The following is a 25,994-nucleotide window of genomic DNA, read 5'->3' as shown; positions in this document are numbered from 1 at the left end:
TCTAATTTCTTACCGCTGATTTTAAACTTATCTTGGCAGGGTGCGTGCTACCATGTAATCGATGACACTTCGCAGTCTGCTTTCGCTGCTCAGGTAGGCCCGACGCTGCCGGTCAGCTGGCGTGCCCTGTTCGCGAAGTCGTTGTACGTAGGCGGCGACCAACTCCGTGTCCCCCAGTTCAGCGAGTGGTTCCTTGATGAATTGAAGCAGTTGCTGGAGGTGCTCGAAGGCGTCAATGAGCGAACTGGCTTGCGGATCGATGAGCCGCTCCGACAAACCATAACGAGCTGCCCGCCAAATCGCCGAACGTAACAACTCGCGGCGGATACGTGGCGGTCTCTCACCCGCCCTCAGTCCTGCCTCGCAACGCATGACCAACGCGCGAGTGATCGCGACTAGGGCGACACAATCTTCAATCTCTGTCTGGACATCGAAGACACGAAATTCGATGGTCGGAACGCGGGCTGGCAACCGCAAGTCCCAGTAGATCTTGGTTTCGTCGTCGATCGCTTCCGCTTGCACGAGCCCTTGAATGCACTGCTGATAGTCCGTCAAATCATCGAACCACCCTGGAATGCCGCTCATCGGCCACTGGACCCACATCTCGCGTCGATAGCTGGCGTAACCCGTGTCTTCGCCTTGCCAGAATGGAGAGTTCGCGGACATGGCTTGCAGAAGAGGTAACCAACCTCGCGTAAAATTCATGACTTGGACGCCTACCTCTTTGTCCGGCATGTGGACGTGCACATGGCATCCAAATATCAACAAGTCTCTGGCGAGTAACTGATACTGCTGCGCCACCTCCAAATATCGAGGTTTGGGGGTGATCTGTCCGTGTTCGGGCAGAGTCATCGGATTGGTGCCCGCTGCTACCAAAACGGACTCGTTCTGGCGGGCAGCATGCATGAGAGCGGTTCGCGATTCGATAAGGCAATTGCGAACAGCCTGAGTTGAGTTCAGGACCTCGGATGCCATCTCAATTTGCTCTAAATGCAACTCGTTTTGAATGGTCGAGTGCTCGATACCAATGGCCTGTTTTAACACTGCGTTTCCGGTCGGCTTCAGAACACCTGTTTCGCCGTCGACTAGCTGATACTCCTCTTCAACGCCGATGGTTGGTATCCGAAAGGTGTAGCTCACAAACGTTGTTCCTAACAATAAGGTTCCCGGTAAATCCCGCCGTGGAAGTGAATCCTGTTGACCGTGCTGTCTCGTTCGCATCCGCACTGCTCCGGGATGCACAGCCTAGCCGTTCCTAACTTCCCTTCGCAGACATAGTCGCCATTCGAACTGCTGCTCACTCGTCGAACAATTCCTTATTGTACGAGAATTCGATCGCGCAAGTAGCCAACAGCTTGGCACCAACGACCAACGCATCTTCGTCGATATCGAAGTCGGGAGAATGAAGCGGGCTGCTATGGTCGCTGGTGGCAGCATGCCGTTGGCCAGCAGTCCCCAGTCGAAACATGCAACAAGGAATCTTGCGACAAAAGAAGGCAAAGTCCTCCGCCCCCATACTAGGCAGCGGGATGGTTTCTACCGCGTTATCCCCCAACAATTGCCGAGCGGCCCGCATCGCGGTTTCTGTGATCCTCGGGTCGTTTTGCATACTCGGTGTAAATGCACTTACCTTAAGATCGATTCGACAACCGAACCCAGCTTCGATGCTGGTCGACACGGAGTTGAGTGCATCCAAGAGTTGGAGTCGCACCGAGTCACTAACGGTGCGAAGCGTACCGGTTAGCACGGCCGTGTCAGCGACGACGTTCGAAGCTACCCCCGCATGGAAAGTCCCCAGTGCGAAAACGGATGGTTCACGGCAGTCATGAATTCGCGGCAAACGTGCATAGGCCTGTTGCAACCAACTGCTGGCGGCGTGCAAGGCATCGATCGCTTGGTAGGGGCGAGCGCTATGACCCGAGCGACCGCGCACGGTGACTTCGATGGCGTCGCAGCCCGCAGTGAACGGACCACAGCGGCTCGCCACATACCCGCTCTGCAGATTCGGGTCGACGTGTAACGCCATCGCCGCAGCCAGATCATCAGCAGCGCCGTTTTCGAGCATGTAAGATGCTCCCTCGCTAGTCTCTTCTGCGGGTTGCAAAATCCCACGGATAGCGACCGGTTCATCGAACAAACCCTGTTCGTGAAGCGACTTGAGAATACAAGAAGCACCGATCAGCATCGCAGAGTGGGCGTCGTGGCCACACGCATGCATAACGCCAGAAACCTGACTTGCGTAATCGGTGGTCGAAACGGTTTGAATCGGAAGAGCGTCGATATCGGCTCGCAAACCAATCCGCCGATCTGCTCCCGGTCCTGTCTCCCAGTCAAAGGTCAAACCAACAGCCCGCGGTGTCGATTTCGGTTGAAACCCTAGCGATTCCAGTTTCTGTTGCAGAAAGCGAGTTGTCTCTAGTTCCTGCATCGATAGTTCGGGGTGGGCGTGCATCTGCCGTCGGATTTTTCGCATCATCGGCAGCAACGAAGCACCGACCGCATTGATCGCTTGAGGAACTTCTGAATTCGTCTTCTGCCCGGATGGAAACTGGTGCATTCAATGATACTGGTGTGGGAAATGTCACTTTCTAGCACCGTAGTTTAACGGTGTTGGCGAATGCATACTAGAACGTAACCGTTTGCGTATAGGCTTGGTTGCTGGCGTCTTGCCCAAGAGAGCAGCGGTCTACGATGGTTATTCATCTTACACCCGGGGTGATGGGGATCTTTTCGAAATCGGTGGGGTTGACCCAACCTGCATCGACCTTTTCGCCGGACTGGAATTTTTCGTAGAAGCCGTCACCTGCCGTCGGTTTGTAGTCATCGAAGATGTGGCCGTGCCCGAACATGCGAGGGTCCCCCTGAGTTTTGAGCAAGTCTTCCATCCGTTGGCGAAGCGTTGCCACTAGATCTGCCTGCGAGTGGTCCGTAGCGAGGTTGCGAGCACAGTCGCGGTCGACGCGCAGGTCGTACAGTTCGTCAGCGGGACGCATTCCGAAATTGAGACGCCAGAACAAGTCGTTCCGGTCCTTGCGACCGCGTTCGAGGATAAGCGACTTGGTCGGACTGCCATCGGTGTCGAGGTAACCGGTTTCGGGATTACCAGCGGGCCAACGTGTCGGTTCGTAATTGCGTAGATACAGATGCTGTGCGGTGACGATGCCCCGAATGGGATAGCCCCAGTTGTGCGGTCGCCCGACATCGGTCCGTTCCTTACCGATCAACACATGGTCGCGCTCGGCTAGGACCTGTCCGGCGAGATCGCTTTCGAGGATAGGCCGCCAGCTCTGGCCGGTGATGGGCATCATGCCACTATCCGGTCCCGAGATACCTGCGTAATCGAGCAGCGTCGGCGCGAGGTCGGTGAAATCCACGAAGTCGTCGATGACACGGCCCGTAGACTTCATGCCAGCAGGAAAACGAATAGCGAGTGGAACATGGTTAGAGTCGTGATAGGCGTAGCCTTTGACGCGAGGAAAGGGCATGCCATGGTCGCTGGTGACAATGATGAGCGTGTTATCGAGTAGCCCGCGTTTTTCCAATTCGGCAACCATAAGCCCGAGATGGCGGTCTGCGTGCTCGACTTCAAATGCATAATCGAGCATGTCGTGACGGACGATCTCGTCATCAGGCCAATACGCAGGAACTCGATCGATATCAGTCAGCTTCTTGCCCCCTTTGTTGACGCCAGCTTGGAACTCATACGCGCGATGTGGCTCGAAGCAACCATACCAGAAACACCAAGGGGAATTCTCTGGAGTGGCATCGAGGAAGTCGGTAAAGTTCGCGGCGTAGTCGAGATTGCTCATGGCCTTAGTGGGAGGCTCGGTCTTGCGTTTGTCAAAGCGTTGGCCGGTGATGAGACGTGGCTTGCCGTCGGTATCATTGGCGATGCCCGGTCCCCAGCCTTTGCCAGTGATTCCCATGTGCCAGCCCTTTTCCATCAACACTTCGGGCCAACTCTTAAGCTTGGGAGGAAACACCGCCATGTGATTTCCCGCTTCTTCGTTCTGCCACAGATGGCGTCCTGTCAGCAGGATCGCCCGCGATGGTGCGCACTTTGCCATGGGCGTATAAGCGTTGCGGAACAGGAGTCCTTCCCTCGCAATTCGGTCAAAGGCAGGCGTCGTAACCCATGGTGTACCATACGCCCCCGCATGCAACCCCCAGTCGTCGGCGATGGCAAATAGAATGTTGGGTGGATTCGCTTGTGCTGTACAAGCATGACAGACCACAAGCAAGAGAAGGAAGGGAACTGAGAGGAGTCGAATCATGTTAGGTTTCCAATTGGTGTGAGGATTGGTTAGTCGTTTTTCGCGGAGCGAGAGGTGACCAACGCGCAAGGTAACCATCACTATCTTTTCGGACGATTATTTTTCTGTAGCGACTGGACCAGACATCGGTGGTGTTTCGAAAAACTTGCCATCGTCTACTAGGCGTGGATCCCCGGTGCGTCGAAGTTCGTTCATGAGTCGCTCTTCCAACTCACCGCGTTGTTTCGCGTAGGCAGGATCGTCGGCGATGTTTTTTGTTTGATGCGGGTCTGTACGTAGATCATACAACTCTTCGCGGGGCCGTTTGCCGTAGACCCATTCGAAGTGGTTTTTCCATTGGGGTTCGTTGCGTACGCCGACGAGCCATGCTTTCGTTGGTCCAGCGTCCTCGTCCGGTAACGTCGATCGCGTCGCTTCGGTCAGCTCAACTTCGCTAGGCGGGTTGTCGCCGTCGAGTCGATACGGATCACCCAGCGGCCAGCGGTCTGGTCGAAAGTTGACGATGTAGAGATAGTCATGAGTGCGAATCGCCCGCTGAGGATACGGGGCGTAATCTGCGCGAGCGTTTTCGACATGCCGCTCGCGGCCGATAAACACAGCTTCTCGGGTGGGATCGATTTGTCCGGTTTTCGTGGAGGTAAGAAGCGTTGTTAAACTGCGACCGGTCATCGCATCGGGGATTTTCACGCCGCCAAGTTCAAGAAACGTCGGTGCTAGGTCGGGCAAGGTGATCAAGTCATCGACGACTCGGCCCCCTACGGTACCAGCTCCACGAATCGCCAATGGTACGCCTGAACCAAAATCGTACAGGTTGCACTTGCCGTGCGGAAAGCCAGGCGCACCGTGATCGCCGCTGACAACGACAAGCGTGTTGTCGAGTTCGCCGATAGCCTCAAGCTTGCTGAGTAGAATTCCAAGCGCCGCGTCGAACGATTGAATTTCGCCGAAGTAATCCGCTAGATCCTCTCGCACTTCGGGAACGTCTGGCAGAAACGGTGGTAGCTTGCCTTTCAAAGAATCGGGATCGATACCCCAAAATTCCTTGCCCGATCCCTTGATCCATGTGCGATGCACATTCGTCGGACCGAACCAATAACAGAACGGTTGCCCCGGTTTTCGATCGGCAATGAAGGCCTCAAAGTTACCACGAACCTCATCGTACAAAGCCTCTTTGGCTTCATCGATCGTCCTTCCTTGCTTCACCATGGCGGTAACGTTTTGCGAGAACTGGTTGAATTTACCACCCGCTTTTTCGTAAGCATGACGACCCGCACCATAAGGCGCGTCATTGGGAGTGCCGGGACTCCACACTTTATAGGTTTCACCAATGTGATAGCCCGCCTCGCGCAGCAACAATGGATAGGCGGGATTCGATCCATCCCAAACTGCCCCTTGTAGAATCGCCGCTCGACCCGTACGCCAAAAATGCTGCCCCGAGAGCAGAGCACTCCGGCAAGGTGTACAGCTTGGTGCGGACACAAACGCGCTTCGAAACAAAACCCCCTCTCCGGCAACACGATCGAAGTTCGGGGTTTGAACGACGTCGTTGATACTGCCCGAACCGTCGAGCTTTCCATACGCGCTCGCATGACGGCCCCAGTCATCAGCAAAGCAAAACAAAATGTTCGGCCGATCGGCTGCGGCGGCAGTCGTAGTGACGTAGAGCATCCACAGGACGATGAGGGTTACCGAGCTGATTGGCTTTCGCGGAGTGAAAGGCGATCCTATGTGTCGATGCATGATTTTACCTCTTTGTCCCTGTTTGTTTACCGGGTCGCTTTGCTTCACGACCGTTGGGTTTGGTGGAATCGTAATTCGGATTGGCAATCGGGAACTTCGCACCAACTAGCTTTTGCCATGCCTGCAATTCTTCATGCAGTTGCGTCGCACGTTGCGGTTCGCTTGCCGCAAGATCGTTTTGTTCACCCAGGTCATTCGCCAAATTAAAAAGTTCTGTGCGGCCATCTTCCTGCCACTCGATCAACTTCCAATCGCCTCGGCGAATGGCGGCACTGGGGGCACCGCCTTGATTGCCATAATGCGGATAGTGCCAGAAGAGAGCACGTTCGGGCAGCGTGTTTCCCTTGAATACAGGTATCAGGCTCAACCCATCGATCGTCTGGTTGGGTTGCGGCTTGGTGCCAGAGGCTTCGAGAAGCGTCGGAAAAAAATCTGGACTGCTAACTGGCGTGCTCATGACGCTACCATCTTGCACGATCTGCGGCCAGCGTACGAGCAGAGGTTCGCGAATGCCACCTTCGTACATCCAACCCTTACCGCCACGCAGTGGCAGGTTAGAAGTAGGCCAGCCTTCGCTCGTCGACAGTCCGCCGTTATCACTGGTGAAGATGACCAGCGTATTGTCGCGCAGCCCGAGTTCGTCGAGTTTGGCCAGAACTTTGCCAACGGCCAAATCCATCGCTTCAACCATCGCCGCATAGACGGCGTGATCCTGCACCAAGCGGACATCGCGAGGGTCTTCGGTACCCCATGCTTCCTGCAAACCAAGCCGCTCGCGTTTCTCTTCGTATTTTCGAATCAAATCGTCGCGGCCTATTAGAGGTGTGTGAACGGAATAGAAAGAAAGGTACGCGAAGAAGGGATTATCTTTATTAGCTTCGATGAACTTGTTTGTTTCTGTTGCGAGGCGGTCGGGTAGATGCTCACCTTCTGGTCCATCCGATAAGCGTGGATTGCCATAGGGCGAAAAGTATTTGTTACCTCCGTACGGTCCACCGCGATCGATGCCGCCCATGTTGATGTCGAAGCCTTGATTCTCTGGCCACCAACCTTCCGGCCCAAGATGCCACTTGCCGGCAAAGAACGTCGCGTAGCCCGCGCCCTTCATCGCTTTGGCCAGGGTGGGTGTGTCCAGAGCGAGACGATCGCTGTAAGGCGCGGGTAACGACTTTGTGTTTCGTTTCCATTGTTCAGGTGTCATCGGTGCGCCGATATAGTCTGTAATGCCAGTCCGCTGCGGCCACTGTCCCGAAAGGATGCTAGCTCGAGTCGGCGAGCAGACCGGGCAAGCTGCATAGGCATCCGTAAACAGTGCGCCGTCCTTTGCTAATTGGTCCAAGTGTGGCGTGTCGTAAAACGCACTGCCATAACAACCCAAATCGCGCTGACCTAAATCGTCAGCGAGAATAAAGACGATGTTAGGGCGTGCATGGTCAGCAGCGTCTAATTTGCTGTAGAAAAACGCGAACAAGCTTAGGGTAGAAACCAGGATGAATTTAATCATGGGGATCGATAAGGGTTAAGGGATGGTGGCCATTCGGGGAGTGAATGGCGATCATCTGGCACGGGCGATCGGCAGATGAGAACGCCCCGACATAATGGAAGCCATCAGATCTTCAAACGTATAAATGGAATTCTGGCGAATCCCACGACAGCCCAATGACTCGTGCCGCTTGCCCTGCATGATCTCATTGGGCCGTATCGTCGTTTCCAGGTTCGCGAAGTCCGCTACCTTGTGTTTCCGTAAGCGAGTCGCCGAGATCGGCACGCATGAGGTCAGCTAATTTGCTGAGCCTCTGCACAACGTCAGCGTGCTGCGCGGCGATGTTCGTGTTTTCACCAGGATCAGCTTCCAAATTATAAAGTGATAGTTCAAGCTGCTCGATGCGATAGCCGTGACGCGTGGCAATGCCTTCGACGCCAGACTGCGTGATACTGGTGGGAGCGAGCTTACCGAAATTGGACGGCTTTCCTCCCTTTCCCGGCTCACCAGCGGGCGTGATGTAGGGATGTGCGAAATGCAACTTCCACTTGCCGCTGCGCACTGCCTGAAGCGCAGTGCCCGAGTAGAAGAACAAGGCTTCATGCGGACCGGTAGCACCCTTCTCGTCTAACAGTAGCGGCTTAAACGATCGACCGTCGATTTTCTTGGTAGCGGGCATGCCTCCCACCAATTCCGTCAAAGTTGGCAGCAAATCGATAGCCATCAACGGCTCAGTAGCGACTCGACCGGCAGTCACTTTTCCTGGCCACCACATGATGCAGGGGACGCGAACCCCGCCCTCGAAAGTTGTGAGCTTACCTTCCCTGAGCGGAGCGGCACTCCCCGCATGCTCACCGTAGGAAAGGAATGGCCCGTTGTCCGAGAAGAAGATGACCAGCGTGTTTTCGGCTATTTTCAGTCGCTCGAGCGTAGCGAGCACCTCGCCGACCGACCAATCCAGTTCTTCCATAACATCCCCAAAGAGTCCAAGCTGCGAACGCCCCAGGAACTGCTCCGATGCAAAGATCGGCACGTGCGGCATGACGTGAGGAATATACAGAAAGAAGGGTTTGTCACGACTCCTCTCGATGAACTGCACGGCTCGGTCGGTGAATCGCCGCGTGAACTGCGATTGGTCCGGATCCAGCTCAATGATTTGTTCGCCATCATAAAATGGCAGAGGTGGCATTTCGGCTGCAAGCGATGGGTGATACTTCGTGTTATCGTTCGAGTAAGGAATACCCAGCCATTCATCGAAGCCATGGCGCATGGGGTGAAATTTCATCCGCGTACCTAAGTGCCACTTACCTATGCCCGCCGTGGCGTAGCCTTTTTCCTTAAGCATCTCGGGGAGCAGCCACTCGTCCTCATGAATACCGCCTCGGCTGGTGTGATTCAAGGCCCCCTGCAATCCAATGCGATTCGGATAGCAACCAGAAAGAAAGCCTGCTCTCGAAGCGGTGCAGACAGATTGGGGCACATAAAAATGAGTGAAACGAGTCCCCTCCGCCGCCATGCGATCCAAGTGCGGCGTCTTGAAACCCATTGCACCCTGGGTTCCCATGTCTGCGTAGCCCATATCGTCGGCAACGATAAGCACGATGTTGGGACGATCATCGGCGGCAAAGCATGTACTGCAAGTTAGCCCAATGAGGACGTTAAGGATAACAACCGAAAGTGTTAGAATCTGGCAGCGATTCATTGTGGTATCCTGATAATTGGTCGTCGTCACTGTTGGTCCCCTTTTGCAGAACGAAAAGCGACCTTCACGAGCTCCGCAACGACATCGGGATTAGCCTCCGCGTGATTGCGAGTCTCGTCGGGATCCGTTTCGTAGTCAAACAACTCGATAATTGGTTCGTCTAAGCCTTTCTGGGGGGACGCGATCAGCCGCCAACGATCAGTACGCACGGTACGCTGACCACCACTCCAGAAGCCATTTGCTGATTTTGAGCTGGGTACAATCGGATCCATCAACTGTGGTCGCAGGCTGTGACCGTCCAAGTTACTTGGTAAGGACAGTTCGCACAATTCAGCCAGCGTGGGAAAAATGTCGACGGTCTCGACAATGGCGTGACTCGACTCACCTGGTTGAGTTATACCTGGATGTCGAATCATCAACGGCGATCTCAATGCGTGTTCGTAAAGACAGTGCTTCCCCCAGATCGCGTGTTCTCCGAGCAAAAACCCATGATCGCTCCATACGACAACAATCGTATCGTTTTCAAGCTCAAGCTGTCGCAATTCGTCGAGCACGCGGCCTACTTGAGCGTCCATATAGCTCACGCTTGCCGCGTAGGCCCGACGCAACTGACGTGCGTACTCTGTATCGGTATTTGGATCGCGACCTGATTCATGACCGTAGTTGCCACGAAACTCACCGCTAGGATGCCATCCCGAAGGCCAGGTTGGTCTTAATGCCGCCTCGGGTTTCAAATCGGGAACACCAGCCGCATGCAAGTCGTGCCATTTCTTCGGTGCAGCAAATGGCAAATGCGGCTTGAAGAAACCAATGGCGAGAAACCATGACTTGTCGTTTGACGAAAGCTCGCGCAGTGTCTTAATGGCATCATCAGCTACCCAAGCATCTGGATACAAATGGTCAGGACCGTCCTGCGATTCCCAAGGTGGCGATTTCCCTGGTGTTCTTGCTACACCGCCAGCATACCCATGCATGATCGCTTCAGGCGATTTCCAGGGACCATCGGGAATCCAGGTTCGATCCCAGGCTCCCGGTAACTCTTCGGGTCCAACGGCCCAATTCTTTCCTGTCAGACCGCCAGGATAATGTGTGAGCTTACCGACCGCCAGCGTTTGGTAACCCGCCCCCCGAAACACAGCCGGCAAACTCTGCGCGCCCCATTCGAGATGCGTTTGCTTGATGGCATTATTGCCGACGTGAGCAGGTTCCGTTGGATATCGGCCTCGCCACAATGCGCATCGAGACGCACCGCAAGTCGGCACTTGAACGTAATGATGAGTAAAGACTCGAGCCGTACTCGCGAATGCATCGAGTTCTGGTGTTTTAGCGTGAGCAGCACCATAGGCACCGAGGTCCGTACGCAGATCATCGATCGAAATGAACAGCACGTTCGGTCGCTCGGAGGCAAACAGCAGGCAAAAGACACTCAGCAACGAAGAAATGATCATAGTTCTTTACTCTCGTGACCTTCCGTTGGTGACCAGGCGATCCATCAGTTCACGCAAGCGTTTGAATTCCTCAGGATACTTCTCGGAAACATCAGTACGTTCGCCTGGATCGGTCGGTAAATGATAAAGCGTAAATGGAATCGTTGGATCGGCCGGAGGATTCACGGCAACCGTCGCTTGCGACTTCCTTCGCTGATTCATTCGCACCAGCTTCCAATCACCTGCACGCAATCCAAGGTTGCTGCCATCATTATTTTGCTGCAACAGATGATCTCGCCCTTTGGCTCCCGACTCCCCCAGAAAAGCACCTAGTAAATTCTGGCTGTCCAGACAAACGTCATTCGCGAGACTCTGACCGGTTAGTTCCGCCAAACTTGCCGCCAGATCGATTGTACAAACCACTTCGTCAGAGACACTCGGCGGAATCCGACCAGGCCAGCGGGTGATGAACGGCGTGCGCGTGCCGCCTTCCCAGACGCTGTACTTGCCACCGCGATAGGGACCTGCCGGTTGATGTGTACCTAACTTCTCGACCGCATCGTCTTTGTAACCGTCGTCGAGTACGGGACCGTTATCGGAGCAGAACACAATCAGCGTGTTGTCTGTAAGACCAAGTCGATCGAGTGTTTTTGTTAGCTCGCTAACGCACCAGTCCAACTGCACGATGCAGTCACCGCGAGGACCGAGCTTTGACTTGCCTTGAAAGCGTTCATGTGCGATCCGAGGAACGTGGATATCCTGCGACGCAAAGAAGAGGAAGAACGGACGATCTTTGTTCGCTTCTATCCAGCGAGTCGACTGGTCAACCCAAGCATCAGCCAGATCTTCGTCGCGGAATCTTGCCTTCATGCCTCCGGTGTAAAAGCCAATGCGGCTGATACCATTGTGAATGGTCTGATTATGACCATGCGACCAATCCATCTTAAGCGTGTCTCGATGGCTGATCCCGGTCGGATGATCGTCGGAAGGTTTTTCGCTTCCCACCCATAACGGATCGGCTGGATCAAGATTTTTGACTCGACGGTCTTCAACATAGACTTGAGGCACGCGATCGTTTGTGGTCGGTAGCAGAAAGCAATGATCGAAACCGATGTCGAGCGGACCTGGTTTGAGCTCGCCGTTCCAGTCGGGAGCCACTTCTCCCAGGCCGAGATGCCACTTGCCAATGACCGCCGTCGTGTAACCAGCTCGCTTTAAAATGCCTGGAAGTGTTTCTGTGCCGGGTTTGATGAGCGCGGGGCCATTGGGGGGGGCGATGCCGGTACCCGGCTTACGAAAGGCATACGTACCGGTCAGGAAGGACCATCGCGTCGGCGTGCAAGTCGATGCGGAGCAATAGCCGCTGGTGAATCGCCGACCTTCGCTGGCGAGTTGATCGATTGCGGGTGTCGCGATGTCTTTAGCTCCATAGCATGATACATCACCATAACCAAGATCGTCCGCCAGGATGACAATCACATTCGGTCGCTCAAAGGCATGGACTTTGACAACCATCGAGAGCAGGAAAACGAGAGCGAAAAGGTTCTTCATGGGGGAGGCCATTGCAAGGGGTTAGCTAAAGGGCGACCATACTGCGACTACGATTTATTATTATCGGTTTACCATTTAGGCTCCCACTCAGGCAGTGGCGAGCGAGCCGTCTCTAAATACGCTTCAATCTTTCTTGCGATCTCTGGATACTGCTTTACGATGTTCTGTTGCTCTGCGGCATCCGTGTGTTGGTCGAACAATTTAATGGGAACATCCGGCCCGCCGCTACGGATTCCTTTCCAACGCCCGTCGTACAATGCGGCTTGCTTGAATCCGCCCTCGTGGAACTCCCAGTAGAGAAACTCGTGCCGCTTCTGTGCTTCGAGATTACCCATCAGTACCGGCACAAGGCTGATTCCGTCCGTCATCTCAGGGATCGTCGCACCAGCAAGCTCGGAGGCCGTTGGCATCCAATCCGGAAAATAGCCGACATGAGCAGATTCCGCACCCTCTTGAATTTTTCCAGGCCACCATGCGATGAAGGGAACTCGAATGCCGCCATCGGTCAGGCTGCGTTTAATACCAGAATAGGGGCCAGCAGGATTGAAGCGGGTGAGATCGTGTTTGCTTTCGTTGTGAGGCCCGTTGTCGCTGGTGAAGATGACTAAAGTGTTTTCAGCGATTCCCAATTCCTGCAAATGATCGAGCATTCGACCCACGTAGCTGTCCAATCGCGTAATCATGGCGGCTTGCCCCTTGTCCGGGTTCGGCCAATCTTTGTCAGCGTAGGGGCCGTAATTAGGCACATGGGCACCATCACCGAGAACTCGGCTGCGTTCATTGTTGGCGTGTGGAACGATCATGCTCCAATAAAGAAAGAAAGGACTCGATTTGTTTTCCGATACAAATCTAATCGCATCATCTGCAAAGAGATCGTCAGCGTATTGAAAGGCTTCGGTCGCGTAGCCTCCACCTTCTTCGCCAACAGGGGTCACGACGTTAGGCAGCTTGACTCGCTCTTCGTTACGCCACAAAAAATCAGGGAAGTGATTATGAGCATGATGTTGGCTCAAGTAACCGAAGAAGTAATCAAAGCCGTGTTTGCGAGGCAGTCCACTTTCGGCGGCACCAACGTTCCCCAAGCCCCACTTACCAATCAACCCTGTTTTATAGCCCGCATTCTGCAACACACCGGCCACGGTGACATCGCCTGGCTGGAGGGCCTGTGCAGCGGGATTGGTCCGGCCCGCATTTCCTCGCACTCGAGTATGTCCGTGGTGCAATCCTGTCATCAATGCGCTGCGGGATGGCGCGCACACGGTTGCCCCAGCGTAAAAATGCGTGAACCGCATACCTTCCCTTGCCATGCGATCAATATGGGGCGTCGTGATGACCTGCTGGCCGTAGCATCCAACTTCGGCATAGCCGAGGTCATCTGCCATGATCCAGATCAGATTTGGCCGTTCGGCAGCAGCGATGCGGTCGCAGAAAAGTCCGACCATCATCAGCATGACGGCTAGCGAAAAGAATCTAATTTTCGTGCAGTGAACTCGCATGAAGTGCGGATGGAAGTGTTTCATAGGATGTTCCCGATGAGGTTTTGAGTGATGCACAAAGCGGTGGCTTTCGCTCGAATCCAGTCGTTAGATATTTGTCAAGGTTTCTGCCAGGGTGTGGCTCCGCCCCGTTGAATGTGAAGCCTCAAAGCTGCCGCCAGTTCGTTGAATGTCTTTTTGTTCGTCGCAGCCAGATTGTGTTCCTCGTGCGGATCGTCTTTCAAGTTGTAGAGCTCGAGTGGGCTATATGGGTCGTTTTGCAACAGCTTCCAATCTCCACGGATCATGGCTTCGTAGCTCTTGCCCCCATAGGCCGGACCTCCTTCACGACGAGTGAAATAAAGGTCGCGCGGGGTATCGATCGCTTTACCGCTGAACAACGGGACGAGGCTCACAGCGTCAAGATCGGTGGCGGTTTTTCCTCCAGCCAGTTCAATAAAGGTCGGAAATAGATCGAAGTTCAATCCCTGGTAATCACAATTTGATCCGGGTGTAATGTGTCCTGGCCAGCGGGCCATGAACGGGACTCGCAAGCCACCGTCGTAATGACTCTGCTTGCCATCCCGCCATGGATCGTTGTTTTGAGCATGTGGCAAGGAACCGCCGTTGTCTGCCGTAAACACAACCAGAGTGCTTTGATCCAGCCCGGTCTCTTGCAATTTCCGAAGCACTCGACCAATACCGTCGTCCAGATGCTCGACGAAGGCCACGTTCTTCGCTCGCTTTTCAGCAAGTTGCGGGGCTCGCGATTGGACTTTGGCAAGCCAGTTAGCGGGCGGTTCGATCGGGAAATGCGGCGCGTTGTAGGCAAGGTATAAAAAGAATGGCTGCTCGGGCTTCTTCGCTCGCTCGTCCAGATAGTCAACGGCCCAATCCGAAAATAGATCGGTCGCATGACCGATGGGTTCGATGACATTGGTATTGCGGCGCATGTAGTTGTTATCGTGCCGCAGATGAGTTGTATAGCTGTCCATCATGTCACCGAGGAAGCCGTGAAACCAATCGAAGCCTCGCTCATTTGGCGTGTTCGGCGATTCGAGTCCCAGATGCCATTTGCCGACGATCGCCGTGTGATAGCCAGCGGTACGCAACTCATCCGCAATCGTCGGAACCGTTGGGTCAAAATATCCCCACGAGTTCTCTGAGTGCGTGCGAATGACTCCCGGCACGCCGACACGATCGGCGTAACGCCCTGTGAGTAAAGCCGCTCGCGATGGCGAACAAACCGTGCAGTTGGCTCGCATCGCGGTAAATAATATTCCTTCAGCTGCGATGCTGTCGATGTGCGGTGTGCGAACATCAGACTCATGATACGTCGAGACATCTCCGTACCCGTGATCATCAGTAAAGATCAGTACGATGTTCGGCCTCTGAGCCGCCATGGCCGGAGCACAACCCTGGCTGCAGAGTGCTATCAGCAGAGAGAGGAAGTATTTCATAAGAATTAGGTTTGTATCCACGGGGCGTGTGCGTTCCCAGGTGATCAAACGATCAAGTATAGCAGACTCTATAGGTCGCTGGGCCGCTGAGGTGCCAAATCATGCCGCTTGGCCTTCTCACGTACTTGAATCGTACTGACCATTTAGGGCTACCCTGACGACACGAAAATTTGCTTGGAGAAAGCGAGCGCCAGTGGCTGAGATGGTTTGGGGATTTATGATCGCGAAGATGTCACTTTTCGCTGCGCAGGGTGATCTTAGAACGTTATAATATGTGAGTCTTTTTCGCGTATAGTATTGGAAAGAGGTTTCCCCATCGGCTTAACCTCAATCCCCAATTCACGCAAGCGATCCGAGACCCCATAAGAGTCAGCGCATACCACGCATGCCTCAACGACCATGCCAATCTGCTTCATCTCTTTTAGCTTCGCTTGAATCTCTTTGTCGGCAGCGACCAATCGCGCACTCGGACCCCAAATGATTAAACGAACATCATCAAACCATTGATTGCTCTTGGCAGCTTTTGCGTACATCAAAACCATGCGATGAGCGACCTCGGGGTCTCCGCTGGTCCACAGAATCGTCAACTTTTCTTGGTTGGCTTTTGGCTCAGCAGGTAACTTTTGTGAGTCATCTTGGGTATCACCGGGCAGTTCCTCCAATGCGACAAGGATTTTCCGTGGATCGAGTCGTTCGCGATAGTCGGGGTTGCTATGTGCGAAAACGACACGGCCCTGTTGATCCACAATAAAGATCGCGGGGATCGGGAGTGCATGATGCTGAAATCCCGACGCTTTCTCTAGATCAATTCCGAACCCCTTGTACTTCACAACCGTCTGGTCATCGACACGAAACGTCAGACCAAAAGCGGAACTCGTCACGACTTGTGCATCGGAGTAGAACGCAAACGGCACGCTATTCTTTTCATGGTTGCTCTTGGAGTTCGCGGGGTTGTCGGGGCTGATACCGATCATCTCTGCGCCGTGCTTCTGAATCTCCGGATAAATCTTGATTAGCTCTTGGGTGTGCCTAGTGCAGATGGGACACCAACCGCCCCGAAAAAAGACTAGCACCAACGGCTTATCACGATACAGAGACGAAAGCTTGACGGATCTACCGTCCATTCCTGTGATTTCCACATCGGGAACCACCGCACCGACTTGCAACGGTTGGGTGTCCTTCGGATCACCTGCAATCTGGGGCTCTTGAGCTTGATTCCAAGCGCCCTGAATCAAGAACGCCGTCAACATGACTCCGTACATAGCTAAACGTTTCATTTCACTTTGTCCTTATTCTGCCAAGAGTTCGTCAATAAGTTTTTCAATCGTTTTATCGCCTGTGGCCCCCTGCCAATTCAACTCGCCTTGCCACCAAGATCGAATGTATCCGTTTTTGTCGACGACATAGACCGTTGGCCACATCGTGTTTCCCCAAGCGTCCCAATTGGCCTTTTCTAAGTCGATTAAAACGGGGAACTGAAAACCTTTCTGAATGGCTGCTTTCTTCACAAGCGTTGGGTCCCCTTCTGCTTTCGTCTCTGGTGTTTGGATGCCAATCACGCTGACTCCCTTCTCGAACAAAGACTCCTGCCAGCGATTGTAATGATCGAAGTTTGCAACACAGTTATGGCATTGAAACGCATAAAAATGGATCAATATCACCTTGCCTCGCTCGGACTCCATGGAGGCACGACCACTGCCGGCCCACTCACCAGAGTCCACTAGTTCGGGTGCCAAGGGGTAGATCCGCTTTAAGGACATGGTGTCGAACGGCTCGCCGATCAATTTGCGAAGTGACTGTCGGTTCGCAGCAGTAAGCAGATCATTGATCGTACGCTGCTCCTTATCTCGAACCGTTTGGACTTGCTTTTCCAAAGTGGGATCGCTTCCTTGCTTCGCCGCGAGCTTTCGTGCAAGCACGTCCGTTTCGGCAAACGCTGTTCGAATGGTAAGCAACTGCTTTTCATCAAGCCCGATGGCCTTGGCGAGCTCCGGACGAAGGAGTGCCCGGGTTCCCTGTGATTGCGCTTCAATCTCACGAAGGCGTCGCAGTTTTGTGGGCGTCAGTAGTGGCTTAAGTGCAGCAAGTAACTTCGCTTCAAGTGCTCGGATCGTCTCCACTTGCTTCGCTTCCGGCAGAACACGTGTGGGCCACCAGTCGCGATCTATCTCTATGAGAATAGGCCTCAATCGTTCATCGCCGTCCAGCTCAAGTTCCTTTTGTACTTCTGGCGTATGGATTAGCTTTAAGAGGTTTTGCGGAACGATCGGTTCGGACTCGTTAGTTTGAGATAAGACGATGGTCGGAACCAGACAAAAAATCGCCAAAGCAACTGACCCGACGCTATTTTTGAACCAAGTCCATCTCATCTTTAGCTCTCACAGGGAATCATTAACTTCAAACGGAAAGAAACATCACTTTATCAACTATTATTCGAGCGAATCGATAATCTTGCTGATAACCAACTTGGCATCCCTAGCAGTCATTCCACCTTTGATCATCGACCTGATCCCGCTGATGCAGGTCGTAAGGTACTTAGCGGTCACTTTCGGCGAGTTCGTAGGTTCAAGCTGTCCTTTGCTCGTCCCAGACTTTAGAACCTTCTCGAACGCTGCTTGAACCGCAGCCAGTGCGTGACGCACTTCCTCGGAAAACTGTGTCTTATGTTGGCCGAATTCCACAGCGGAATTCACAATCAAGCAACCTTTCGGGTCCCCTGATTGCGCGTCGTCGAGCACCTCGTCGAAAACCGTCTCCAAAAAATCGCGTATCGAACCCGAGGCAAGACGTATTTGCTCCAGGTGCTCGACGATCATTTGCTGATACTCCTTCAAGCACTCGCGGTATAGTGCGTCCTTGCTCTTAAACTCAGCATAAAAACTGCTTTTCGAAAGCGACATAACACCCAGCAGGTCATCGAGAGACGTGGCCGCGTAACCACGCTGCCAGAATAACTCCATGGCTGATCGCAAGGCGGCATGCTGATCAAAATTCTTTGGTCTACCTATCATGTACTAGTTATTGGACCAATCGGTTCAGAAGTCAAGTGCAATTACTCGGCCTGCCAGACACCGACGTTCTGGAGGGGAGATATCGGTCGTCGTGCTCTGACCATCGGGAACGCTGATGTTTACATATCACACCATAAGATCTATCCGAAAGCTGGCTGAAACCAACCCAAGATCCTTTGAAGATGTTCTTGGTACAAGAATCGAACATGCTCTACGGGATTTCAAGAAAAACCTTGTATTCACCTGCTAAGTCGATTTGCTGACCGTCGTGTACTAACGCTCCGAAACGGAGTTGAAGCGATTGGCCTTTAGCGATTTCTACGGAGCTCTTTGCTCCCTGCTTCATTGCTTCCCGACCAAAAGGATTGGCTACGAAGACCCCATAGTCGCGGTTGTGCCACCAACTTTCGCGAAAGTTCTTTTCGCCAGCCATCAGCATGACGCCACCGGCTTGCGGGCCGCTGCCTGAGTAATCACACCACTTCGCAGGCTGGCCCCAAGTCTCATTCGCGTTTTGCTTGCCGCTGGAACTGCGAATCACGCCGCCGTTCTTTTCGGTAAACGGCGTGGCCACGCGAGCCCCGAATCCCATCTCTTCCTGATCGCCGAAAACGAGCGGGCCTTGATCGGCATGAAACGTGGCGTCCCAGACCAACAACCAACCACTGGGGCGACGCAGCAGCGTGAAAGCGTTTGTTAGTGAGCCGATCGTCTGGCCGCTTCCGGTTTTCAAACGGCACTCGTTAGAAAATGTCAGGCGATCGTCTGCTATCTGGGGCTCCGATACGAACCGCACATGTTCCATGGCCGCTTTGTTGCGCCAGAAATCCTGGCCGCTGATATCGCCGAACCCGAGCCAGATCCCCGGATGCATGGTGTCGTGGTCGAGCGCATCAACTCCCTTCACGGGTGGATGATTGCGAGTGACTTGCCGACCATCCGCCAGTCGGGCATTGGCGAAGTAGGGACGCAGGATATTGTCGTCGCGAAAGACGAAATCGACGATTTCTCTGCCATCGAGCGAGATACGCAGACGATCCTTCTGCTGATCGACGCCAAAACCACTTGATGCCGACTGCGAGTTGGATGCCGCCGCCGGAGTGCCCGAGCCGTCGGCCGCGAGCGGTGTTTGCATCGACATCAGAAACGTCGTCAAGTCAGCCACCTGCTGCGGCGTCAGATACTCTGACGTATCCGGCATTGCGGAAACCGGACTCGACTTTCGTTCTTCGATCGAGTCTTTCGGAATGTCAACTCGCTCGCCATTGGACTGACCTAGCGACAGCGACAAGCCGCTTTCTTCCAGCAGCACACCGGAATAGACGTTTCCTTCATCGGTGATCACGTTCATTTGTTTGAAACCTTCGGTGATGACCGCGCTGGGCTCGACAATCGACTCCACAATGTGCCGCACATTGGCTCGCAATCCAATGCTACTTAGATTCGGGCCGAAACCATTGGTGGCTTGATCGAGGCTATGACACTTCGCACATCCCGCACCCTGCGAGTGCCGAAACAGCAACTCGCCGCGCTCTCGGTTTCCGCGATCCAGCAGGGCCAGCGATGCTTCGACGGTTGCTTTCGTCGGCTGTTTTTCCAGCGGCAACGGGCTGATTGCAACGATGTAGTTTCCCTTGCCGCCCACGCGGCCATCATCGGTGTTACCGCCAAGTTGGATGGGGCCCGAAGCGAACGTTCGCTGGTAGAAAACAAACTTCGTACCCTCGTCGATCGCTGCAGTGAATGGTTGCTTCACAAAGTTCTTCTGCACCCAGTTCGGAACGGCCTTCTGCCGAGCGTCGATCCCGACCCACACGCGCACTGGTACGAGCGCTTCGGCGCTGAGCCACTGGTCGCCGCGCGAGTTGTCGTCTTCGTTGGCGGTTTGAATCAGATCGGCGCCTTCGAGTTCCGATGGCACGCTGCTCAGACGGAAGCCGCGATCGACATAAACGGGAGTCTTGACCGCAAAACCGCCTGGCACGACTTTGTACAGCGCACCGCTGCGAGCTTTCAGATTCCGTGCCAGTGCCGCTCCCGTTGGCGAATCGATCTGTGGGGGGGTGTTCGCGGCGGATAGCCGGGTTGGTTCGGGGCGTTTTCCGCCGCTGATTCCGGTGGCATGATTCAAACGCAGTGAAGCGATCTCTCGCGTGCCGGCATCGCTATCTTTGGCCAGCGTTTCGAGCCGATCTTGTTTCAAGGCGTTCGATTCCAGGAGCGCCAGCAGGACACCCTTGCGAACGCCTACTCGTGGGTCTTCGAGCAGTTTCTCTAAGTCGGCGGAGCTTTGCAATTCGCGCAGCCCTTGCCAGGCGGCGTAATAGATGACCCGATCCGTTTCCTTCGCCAAAACGTTGAGCAAGGCCGAAACGAGATTCTGTTGCCGAGCCTGAACCACCGCGTCCACTGCAGCGAAACGCAGGCGAGGGTTCTCATGGTTCAACGTCTCCACCACGTTTTTTGGCAACGCTTTCGCTACGCCCTGTTCGCGAACGCGATAGGCCAGAATGCGAATCGCCTGGATGCGCAGATTGAGCGAAACGGTGGATTGCTCCGACAGCAGATGCGTGAAGTACTCAGCAATCGATGCATCCTGGGGAGCGAGTCGCCCCAGCGTCCAGGCAGTCCAAGTTTCCTGCATGGTTGTGAGCTTCTTCGATTGCAGGGCGGCGATCAAATCGGCCTTCATGCGATCACCGCGTCGGACCAACTCATCGGCGGCGTTGATCCGCCATACAGGAAGCGGGCCTTGGAAATCTTCTATCAATTCGGCGACGGTCCATTTCGCAAGGGGTTGGGCGCGTCTTGCCGAATTCCACTCCGATGGTTTCGCCTCCTTCCAACTCACATGAAAAATTCGGCCCTCATTGGTCAACTGGCCATCCTGCCATTCCGCTCCGTAACCACTGCTCCAACCAAGAATCCATAAAGCGCCATCAGGCCCGACTTCGAGATCGGTCGGACGAAACAACGATTTGCCCCCTTGAATGAACGGTTCCTAGGTCCCACCTTCCGGCGTCATCAAAGCTCCATCCCATTGCGGCGTCCATTTGAAAGTGGTCTTACGCAGCCAATCGTTGATAAAGAAAACGTGCCGATAGGCCGGAGGGAGCTGAGGAGACTCGCAGTAGACGATCCCTGTCCCGGAGCCTTCATACAGCGGCCCGCTAACTGGTGCCGTCGGCGCGTGCGGATCGGTTCCCCAGTGGCTGCTCCAGGGATGATTCCAACCAAAGTGAGCGCCATAAAAGGGCATAATCACCTGATCGCCGCCCACCTGGTCGTTGTCGCTGCCGAGCCAATTGAAGCCGCTGTCAAACGTGATGTCCCACGGATTGCGCATGCCGCGGGAAACGATCTCCAGATTTTTTCCACCGTGATCGCACCTAAGCACACCGCCTTCGAGTCCCCAATCATCGTCGGGATCGTGATACGCCCGGCGGTAATTGTCTTTGCTGAACTTTTCTGGAGTCGGGAAGTCGGGCACATCGGCCGGCGCGGTCACTCCCGCCAAATCTCGAAACGGTTTTGGTGCATAGCGACCCGGTTTGTTGAGTCCCTTCGAGTTTCCTTTGCTCATGTAGAGCTTGCCATCAGGAGCCCAGTTCAGTCCATGTAATCCGTGCTCCAAATTGCCCAGATCGGTATAGACCTTGATGTACTCATCGGCCTCGTCATCGCCGTCAAGATCGCGAACGATGGTAAAATCGGGGGAGTTCGCGATCCACAAGTCGCGACCGTGCCATGCCAGTCCTTGGATGGCGTTGAATCCGGTGGCGAACACTTTGGTCTTATCCGCCTTGCCGTCGCCATTGGTATCGAGAAACAGCACGACGCTATCGCCAGGAGTGTCCGGTTTCGGATTGCGATACTGCGGCCCCATCCCGACGAACAGGCGTCCGCGCTCGTCGAATGCCATCGAGCAAGGTTGCCTGACCAGAGGTTCGCTGGCAAACAGCGTGACTTCGAACTCCGCTGGCACTTTCGGCAGCGCCTCTCGGTCGGCCGACTTGTCGACCTGCCCCCAGGCCAACCCGTGCCCCAACACTGCGAAGCTGAACCAAGCACAGGCAATCAAACAGGTGAGATAGACTTTCATCGATAACCTTTCACACAAAACGTTCTTTGTACCTTACGCTCCAAGTTCATGGCTCCCCTCCGACGTATCTGGCGCGAACCAGATGACCACAAAGCCAAGGACGTATACCAGTGCGCATATTGCGCCGACGCGCGAGTAGTCGCCGCCGAATGCGGAAAAGAGAAAACCGGCCAGCAGCACACCGGCGGCCGTGGCGAATCGCCCCGAGTTGTAAGCTAGCCCGCTGCCTGTCGCTCGTACATGAGTGGGAAACAACTCGGGCAAGTAGAGCGCCAGCCAACCAAAGAACAATGTCGAGACCAGCCCCTGAGCGAACACGATCGCATGAAACTCTGGACGCAGTGGCGCGGTCAACAGAAACATCGCCCACGTCAACGTGACTGCCCCGAAGCTGATCAATGCATAGCTAAGACGGCGTCCCAGCCACGCAGCCAGTTGTGCCCCGGCAAAGCTGCCGATCACCGCACCCAGTGCCCAATAACCCTGCGTGATCGCTTTGTATCCACCGTACTCTTTTCCCGCTACTTGATCAGCCCAAGGAATCATCCACTTGCTCGCCGACCACGCCCCGATCATCGGAATGGCGCTGACGGCAATCCCCACCAACGTGATACGAATCAAACCTGGTGAAAACAGTTCTCGCAGTGGAGTCGATCGAGCTTTCGTGACTCCTGCGGTTGCCAGCCAACGAGGTGACTCAGGCAGGGCCACGAGCACGAACAATCCCAAGAACGCTGGTGCCCCGGCCAGATAAAAAATCCACCGCCATGAATCAGCCGTTACTGGCCAAACGCGGGCTAGTTGCGACAACAACAAGATGCCCGTGTTAAGCCCCGCCATCATCGCGCCGGAAACGAGCGGACGTTTTGCACCTGGCCAGCATTCCGCAACCAGCGCGATGCCGTTAGGCCACAAACCTCCCACTCCCAGGCCGACTAAGAAACGTAGCACAAGCATTTGCTCCTGAGTCTGTACCAACGCACCCATCGCGGCAAAGACCGAGTAGAACAGAATGCTGATTCCCATCGCTCGAGAGCGACCGATGCGATCACCGAGGCTGCCTAACGCGATGCCGCCAATGGCTGCACCGAGCATCAGCGAAGCAGTGAAGCGTGCGAACCAGTCGCCGCCGAGGGTCGGTGTGTAGTCGTCACCGAGCAGACTTTGCGACACCGACAGGGAAGCGACTGGCATCAAGCCGAGTTCTACGCCGTCAAATACCAGAGCCGCGAAAGCTACGACCAACACCAACATCCGACTGCGTGGCGACAGCGAATCTTCGTTCGATTGCCGATCCAGGTCAATTACTGTTGACATTGTTGAATCGCTTTAATGATGGCACAGTTGTCCGCTTCGCCCAGTCCCATCGCTTCGGCTTGTTCCAGCAGTTGGCGATGCGTTTCGGACAAAGGTAACTTCATACCGCTGGCCAGAATCAAGCGAACATCTTTCAAATGCTGAGCGAGTCTTGCCTGCACGCTGAAATCTTCTTGAAGCATCTTCTGACCTTTGACATCCATCACGCGCGAGTACGCCATGCTGCCGCGAAGGACTTCGAGTGCCGACGCCGGATCAACACCGATCCCTTGAGCGAACACCAAAGCTTCTGCCAGCGCAACGCGGTTCAACCCCAACACCAGGTTACTAATCAACTTCATTTTCGCCGCGCTACCGATTGCCCCGACGTGGTAAATGTTTGCACCGAGCATTGGCCACAAATCGTTGCATGATTCGAACGCTTCTCGCTCGCCGCCGACCATCACCGTCGCTTCGCCTCGCCGCGTCTGTTCACTCGAACCCGAGATGGGTGCATCTAGGTACTCGATTCCCAGCGATGCCAAATGAGCACACATCGCAGCACTCTGTTCCGGGGCCCCCGTGGTCGTGTCGATCAAGATCTTTCCACGCAGCTCTTCGGTGCCCCGCTTGGCAACCGAATCATCCAGTAGTTGCCCAAGGACCGATTCGACCACGTCGCTCGTGTAGAGACTGATGATGACACGATCGCAATCGGCCAGCGGATTGTCGGACCAACGAGCGCCGAGTGCGATCAGTGGATCCGCTTTTTCCCTGGTTCGATTCCAAGCGCGGACATCAAAGCCATGTTCGAGCAACCGCTCAGACATAGCGGTCCCCATCAGCCCGAGGCCAATCACGCCAATACGTTTGTTTTCCATTTCCTGTCTTACGATTGTTCAAACCCTCCGCACGTCGTAATGGATTTCGCCAGAGATCCTGCTGAGCCAACGAGGTCCGCGACAGAGGGATTTCTGGCGAAATCCACGACGTATGGTAACTGATACCGAAGACAAATCCTCCCTTTGCCTTTTTGCACAATATAACAAAAGCTTTATACTTTTTGGATTAAGGGCTTGGTTCTTACGCGATCGGCAGATGAGAATGTACACGACGTAGTGGGATTCTGGCGAATCCTATTACATGAGATTACTTCGAAACGACTTTGAAATGCCCGGTATGAAACATGTGGCCATCTTGATTGAGACATCTCGCGCCTACGGACGCGGCTTGCTGCGTGGTATCGCTCGTTACAATCGCGAACATGGTCAGTGGTCGACGTTCTTTCAGCCACAAGGACTCGGCGACCCCGCCCCGGCTTGGTTGCCCAGTTGGCAAGGCGATGGAATCTTGGCTCGCATCGATAGTCGACTCGTGGCCCGAGCCGTACAGCGGGCTGGCGTGCCAGTGGTCAACATGCGAGGGACCATGACAGATCTTCCGTTTCCCTTTATCGGTTCGGACAATTTAGCCATTGCAAAGTTGGCCGCCGAACACCTGCTTGAACGCGGCTTCCATCATTTTGCTTTCTGCGGATATCAGCGCAAGCTTCACCCCAAACTCGACCTGCGTGGCGATTGCTTTCAGCAATGTATCGAACAGGCTGGGTATCACTGCCAGGTGTTGCAAGACGTTAAACGTCAGCGGCCGCGTAGTTGGGAGCAGCAGCAGGCATGGATTGCAAGTTGGGTTGCGGAGCTTCCTAAACCGATTGGCATCCTGGCAGCGAATGACGATCGCGGTTTGCAACTTCTGGACGCGTGCCGTCGGAGTCAGATCACTGTGCCCGACCAAGTGGCGGTGTTGGGTGTCGACAATGATGAGTACCTGTGTGATCTGTCGCTACCATCATTATCGAGCATCGACGTCAATAGCGACGAGACGGGATACCAAGCAGCGGCATTGTTGGATCGATTGATGGACGGCAAGCGGGCGCCAAAGCGTATTCCCGAAATCAAACCCGCAGGTGTCATCGTTCGCCGCTCTACCGACGTCTTAGCAACACATGATGAAGATCTGGTACGAGCGGTTCGTTTCATACGAGAGCACGCCTGCCGCCCCCTCAGTCCTGACGACGTCGTTCAGCATGTCGATATTTCAAGATCATCACTCGAGTCACGCTGTCGAAACGTACTGGGGCGATCGTTGCACCAGGAGATTCGCAAAGTACAGATCGACACGGCCCGAGCACTTCTTGCCGACACGGATCTGCCGATCAAGCAAGTCGCAATGCGAGCAGGATTCAAGAACGTGCAGTACCTGACTCGAGTTTTCAGCTCCATCGTTGGCCAACCACCCGCCGAGTTTCGCCGCGGCAGAGTCAGTTGAATGGCTAGCCCTTGAGCTTTGCTTGGATCATCAGGCTTAACATGCTGAATTTGTTTCTTGGAGGGCAATATGGTTGTTGCGGAGGTTTTGGATTTCCAGCAGATTCGGGGAGGCCAGCAGATTTAGAAATCAGGCTCGTTAATTG

At 54.5% G+C, this 25,994-nt stretch carries 18 protein-coding genes; 1 reads left to right on the top strand and 17 read right to left on the bottom strand.

The window, feature by feature from the left end; genetic code table 11:
• Nucleotides 1–27 precede the first annotated feature (27 nt).
• From SH449x_RS19580 to SH449x_RS19500, 17 genes are all read right to left on the bottom strand, one after another.
• Nucleotides 28–1,221, bottom strand: a complete 1,194-nt coding sequence (locus SH449x_RS19580) for a carboxylate-amine ligase (RefSeq protein WP_482377768.1) — start codon at nt 1,219–1,221, stop codon at nt 28–30.
• Between the two features lie 76 nt (nt 1,222–1,297).
• Nucleotides 1,298–2,557 (bottom strand): M20 metallopeptidase family protein, encoded by a 1,260-nt coding sequence (locus SH449x_RS19575; protein ID WP_482377767.1) that lies wholly within the window; start codon nt 2,555–2,557, stop codon nt 1,298–1,300.
• Nucleotides 2,558–2,699: 142 nt separating this feature from the next.
• Complete coding sequence (locus tag SH449x_RS19570; protein WP_482377766.1) at nt 2,700–4,274, bottom strand: sulfatase family protein; 1,575 nt, start codon at nt 4,272–4,274, stop codon at nt 2,700–2,702.
• 96 nt (nt 4,275–4,370) lie between these two features.
• A complete protein-coding gene (locus SH449x_RS19565) occupies nt 4,371–6,014 on the bottom strand; it encodes a sulfatase family protein (RefSeq protein WP_482377765.1) in 1,644 nt (547 codons plus the stop codon).
• 4 nt (nt 6,015–6,018) lie between these two features.
• Nucleotides 6,019–7,518, bottom strand: coding sequence for a sulfatase (locus tag SH449x_RS19560; protein ID WP_482377764.1), 1,500 nt, complete (start codon nt 7,516–7,518; stop codon nt 6,019–6,021).
• Between the two features lie 184 nt (nt 7,519–7,702).
• Nucleotides 7,703–9,199, bottom strand: coding sequence for a sulfatase family protein (locus SH449x_RS19555; protein ID WP_482377763.1), 1,497 nt, complete (start codon nt 9,197–9,199; stop codon nt 7,703–7,705).
• A 26-nt stretch (nt 9,200–9,225) separates the two neighbouring features.
• Nucleotides 9,226–10,647, bottom strand: coding sequence for a sulfatase (locus SH449x_RS19550; RefSeq protein WP_482377762.1), 1,422 nt, complete (start codon nt 10,645–10,647; stop codon nt 9,226–9,228).
• A 6-nt stretch (nt 10,648–10,653) separates the two neighbouring features.
• Complete coding sequence (locus tag SH449x_RS19545) at nt 10,654–12,177, bottom strand: sulfatase family protein (RefSeq protein ID WP_482377761.1); 1,524 nt, start codon at nt 12,175–12,177, stop codon at nt 10,654–10,656.
• 68 nt (nt 12,178–12,245) lie between these two features.
• Nucleotides 12,246–13,697: an arylsulfatase gene (locus SH449x_RS19540; RefSeq protein WP_482377760.1), complete on the bottom strand. Its 1,452-nt coding sequence runs from the start codon at nt 13,695–13,697 to the stop codon at nt 12,246–12,248.
• A 74-nt stretch (nt 13,698–13,771) separates the two neighbouring features.
• Nucleotides 13,772–15,112, bottom strand: a complete 1,341-nt coding sequence (locus tag SH449x_RS19535) for a sulfatase family protein (RefSeq protein WP_482377759.1) — start codon at nt 15,110–15,112, stop codon at nt 13,772–13,774.
• A 257-nt stretch (nt 15,113–15,369) separates the two neighbouring features.
• A complete protein-coding gene (locus SH449x_RS19530; RefSeq protein WP_482377758.1) occupies nt 15,370–16,389 on the bottom strand; it encodes a redoxin domain-containing protein in 1,020 nt (339 codons plus the stop codon).
• A 12-nt stretch (nt 16,390–16,401) separates the two neighbouring features.
• On the bottom strand, nt 16,402–17,481 hold the full coding sequence (locus tag SH449x_RS19525) for a redoxin domain-containing protein (RefSeq protein WP_482377757.1): 1,080 nt from the start codon (nt 17,479–17,481) through the stop codon (nt 16,402–16,404).
• A gap of 60 nt (nt 17,482–17,541) precedes the next feature.
• Nucleotides 17,542–18,123, bottom strand: a complete 582-nt coding sequence (locus SH449x_RS19520; protein WP_482377756.1) for a TetR/AcrR family transcriptional regulator — start codon at nt 18,121–18,123, stop codon at nt 17,542–17,544.
• 211 nt (nt 18,124–18,334) lie between these two features.
• A complete protein-coding gene (locus tag SH449x_RS19515) occupies nt 18,335–21,097 on the bottom strand; it encodes a DUF6807 family protein (protein WP_482377755.1) in 2,763 nt (920 codons plus the stop codon).
• A 27-nt stretch (nt 21,098–21,124) separates the two neighbouring features.
• Nucleotides 21,125–22,225 (bottom strand): PVC-type heme-binding CxxCH protein, encoded by a 1,101-nt coding sequence (locus SH449x_RS19510; RefSeq protein ID WP_482377754.1) that lies wholly within the window; start codon nt 22,223–22,225, stop codon nt 21,125–21,127.
• Between the two features lie 33 nt (nt 22,226–22,258).
• Nucleotides 22,259–23,542 carry an MFS transporter gene (locus SH449x_RS19505; protein WP_482377753.1) on the bottom strand — a complete coding sequence of 428 codons (1,284 nt, stop codon included), beginning with the start codon at nt 23,540–23,542 and terminating at the stop codon, nt 22,259–22,261.
• On the bottom strand, nt 23,530–24,402 hold the full coding sequence (locus SH449x_RS19500; RefSeq protein ID WP_482377752.1) for an NAD(P)-dependent oxidoreductase: 873 nt from the start codon (nt 24,400–24,402) through the stop codon (nt 23,530–23,532). The genes SH449x_RS19505 and SH449x_RS19500 overlap by 13 nt, the downstream gene beginning before the upstream one ends.
• A 262-nt stretch (nt 24,403–24,664) precedes the next feature.
• Here SH449x_RS19500 and SH449x_RS19495 point away from each other — a divergent pair, with 262 nt between their 5' ends.
• Nucleotides 24,665–25,849, top strand: coding sequence for a XylR family transcriptional regulator (locus tag SH449x_RS19495; protein ID WP_482377751.1), 1,185 nt, complete (start codon nt 24,665–24,667; stop codon nt 25,847–25,849).
• The last annotated feature ends 145 nt before the right edge of the window (nt 25,850–25,994 follow it).

Source organism: Brakhagea baltica, from assembly GCF_052161605.1.
GTDB lineage: Bacteria > Planctomycetota > Planctomycetia > Pirellulales > Pirellulaceae > JBKCUI01.
The sequence above is the reverse complement of the archived record's forward strand: the minus strand, read 5'-3'. Positions and strand labels throughout refer to the sequence as shown.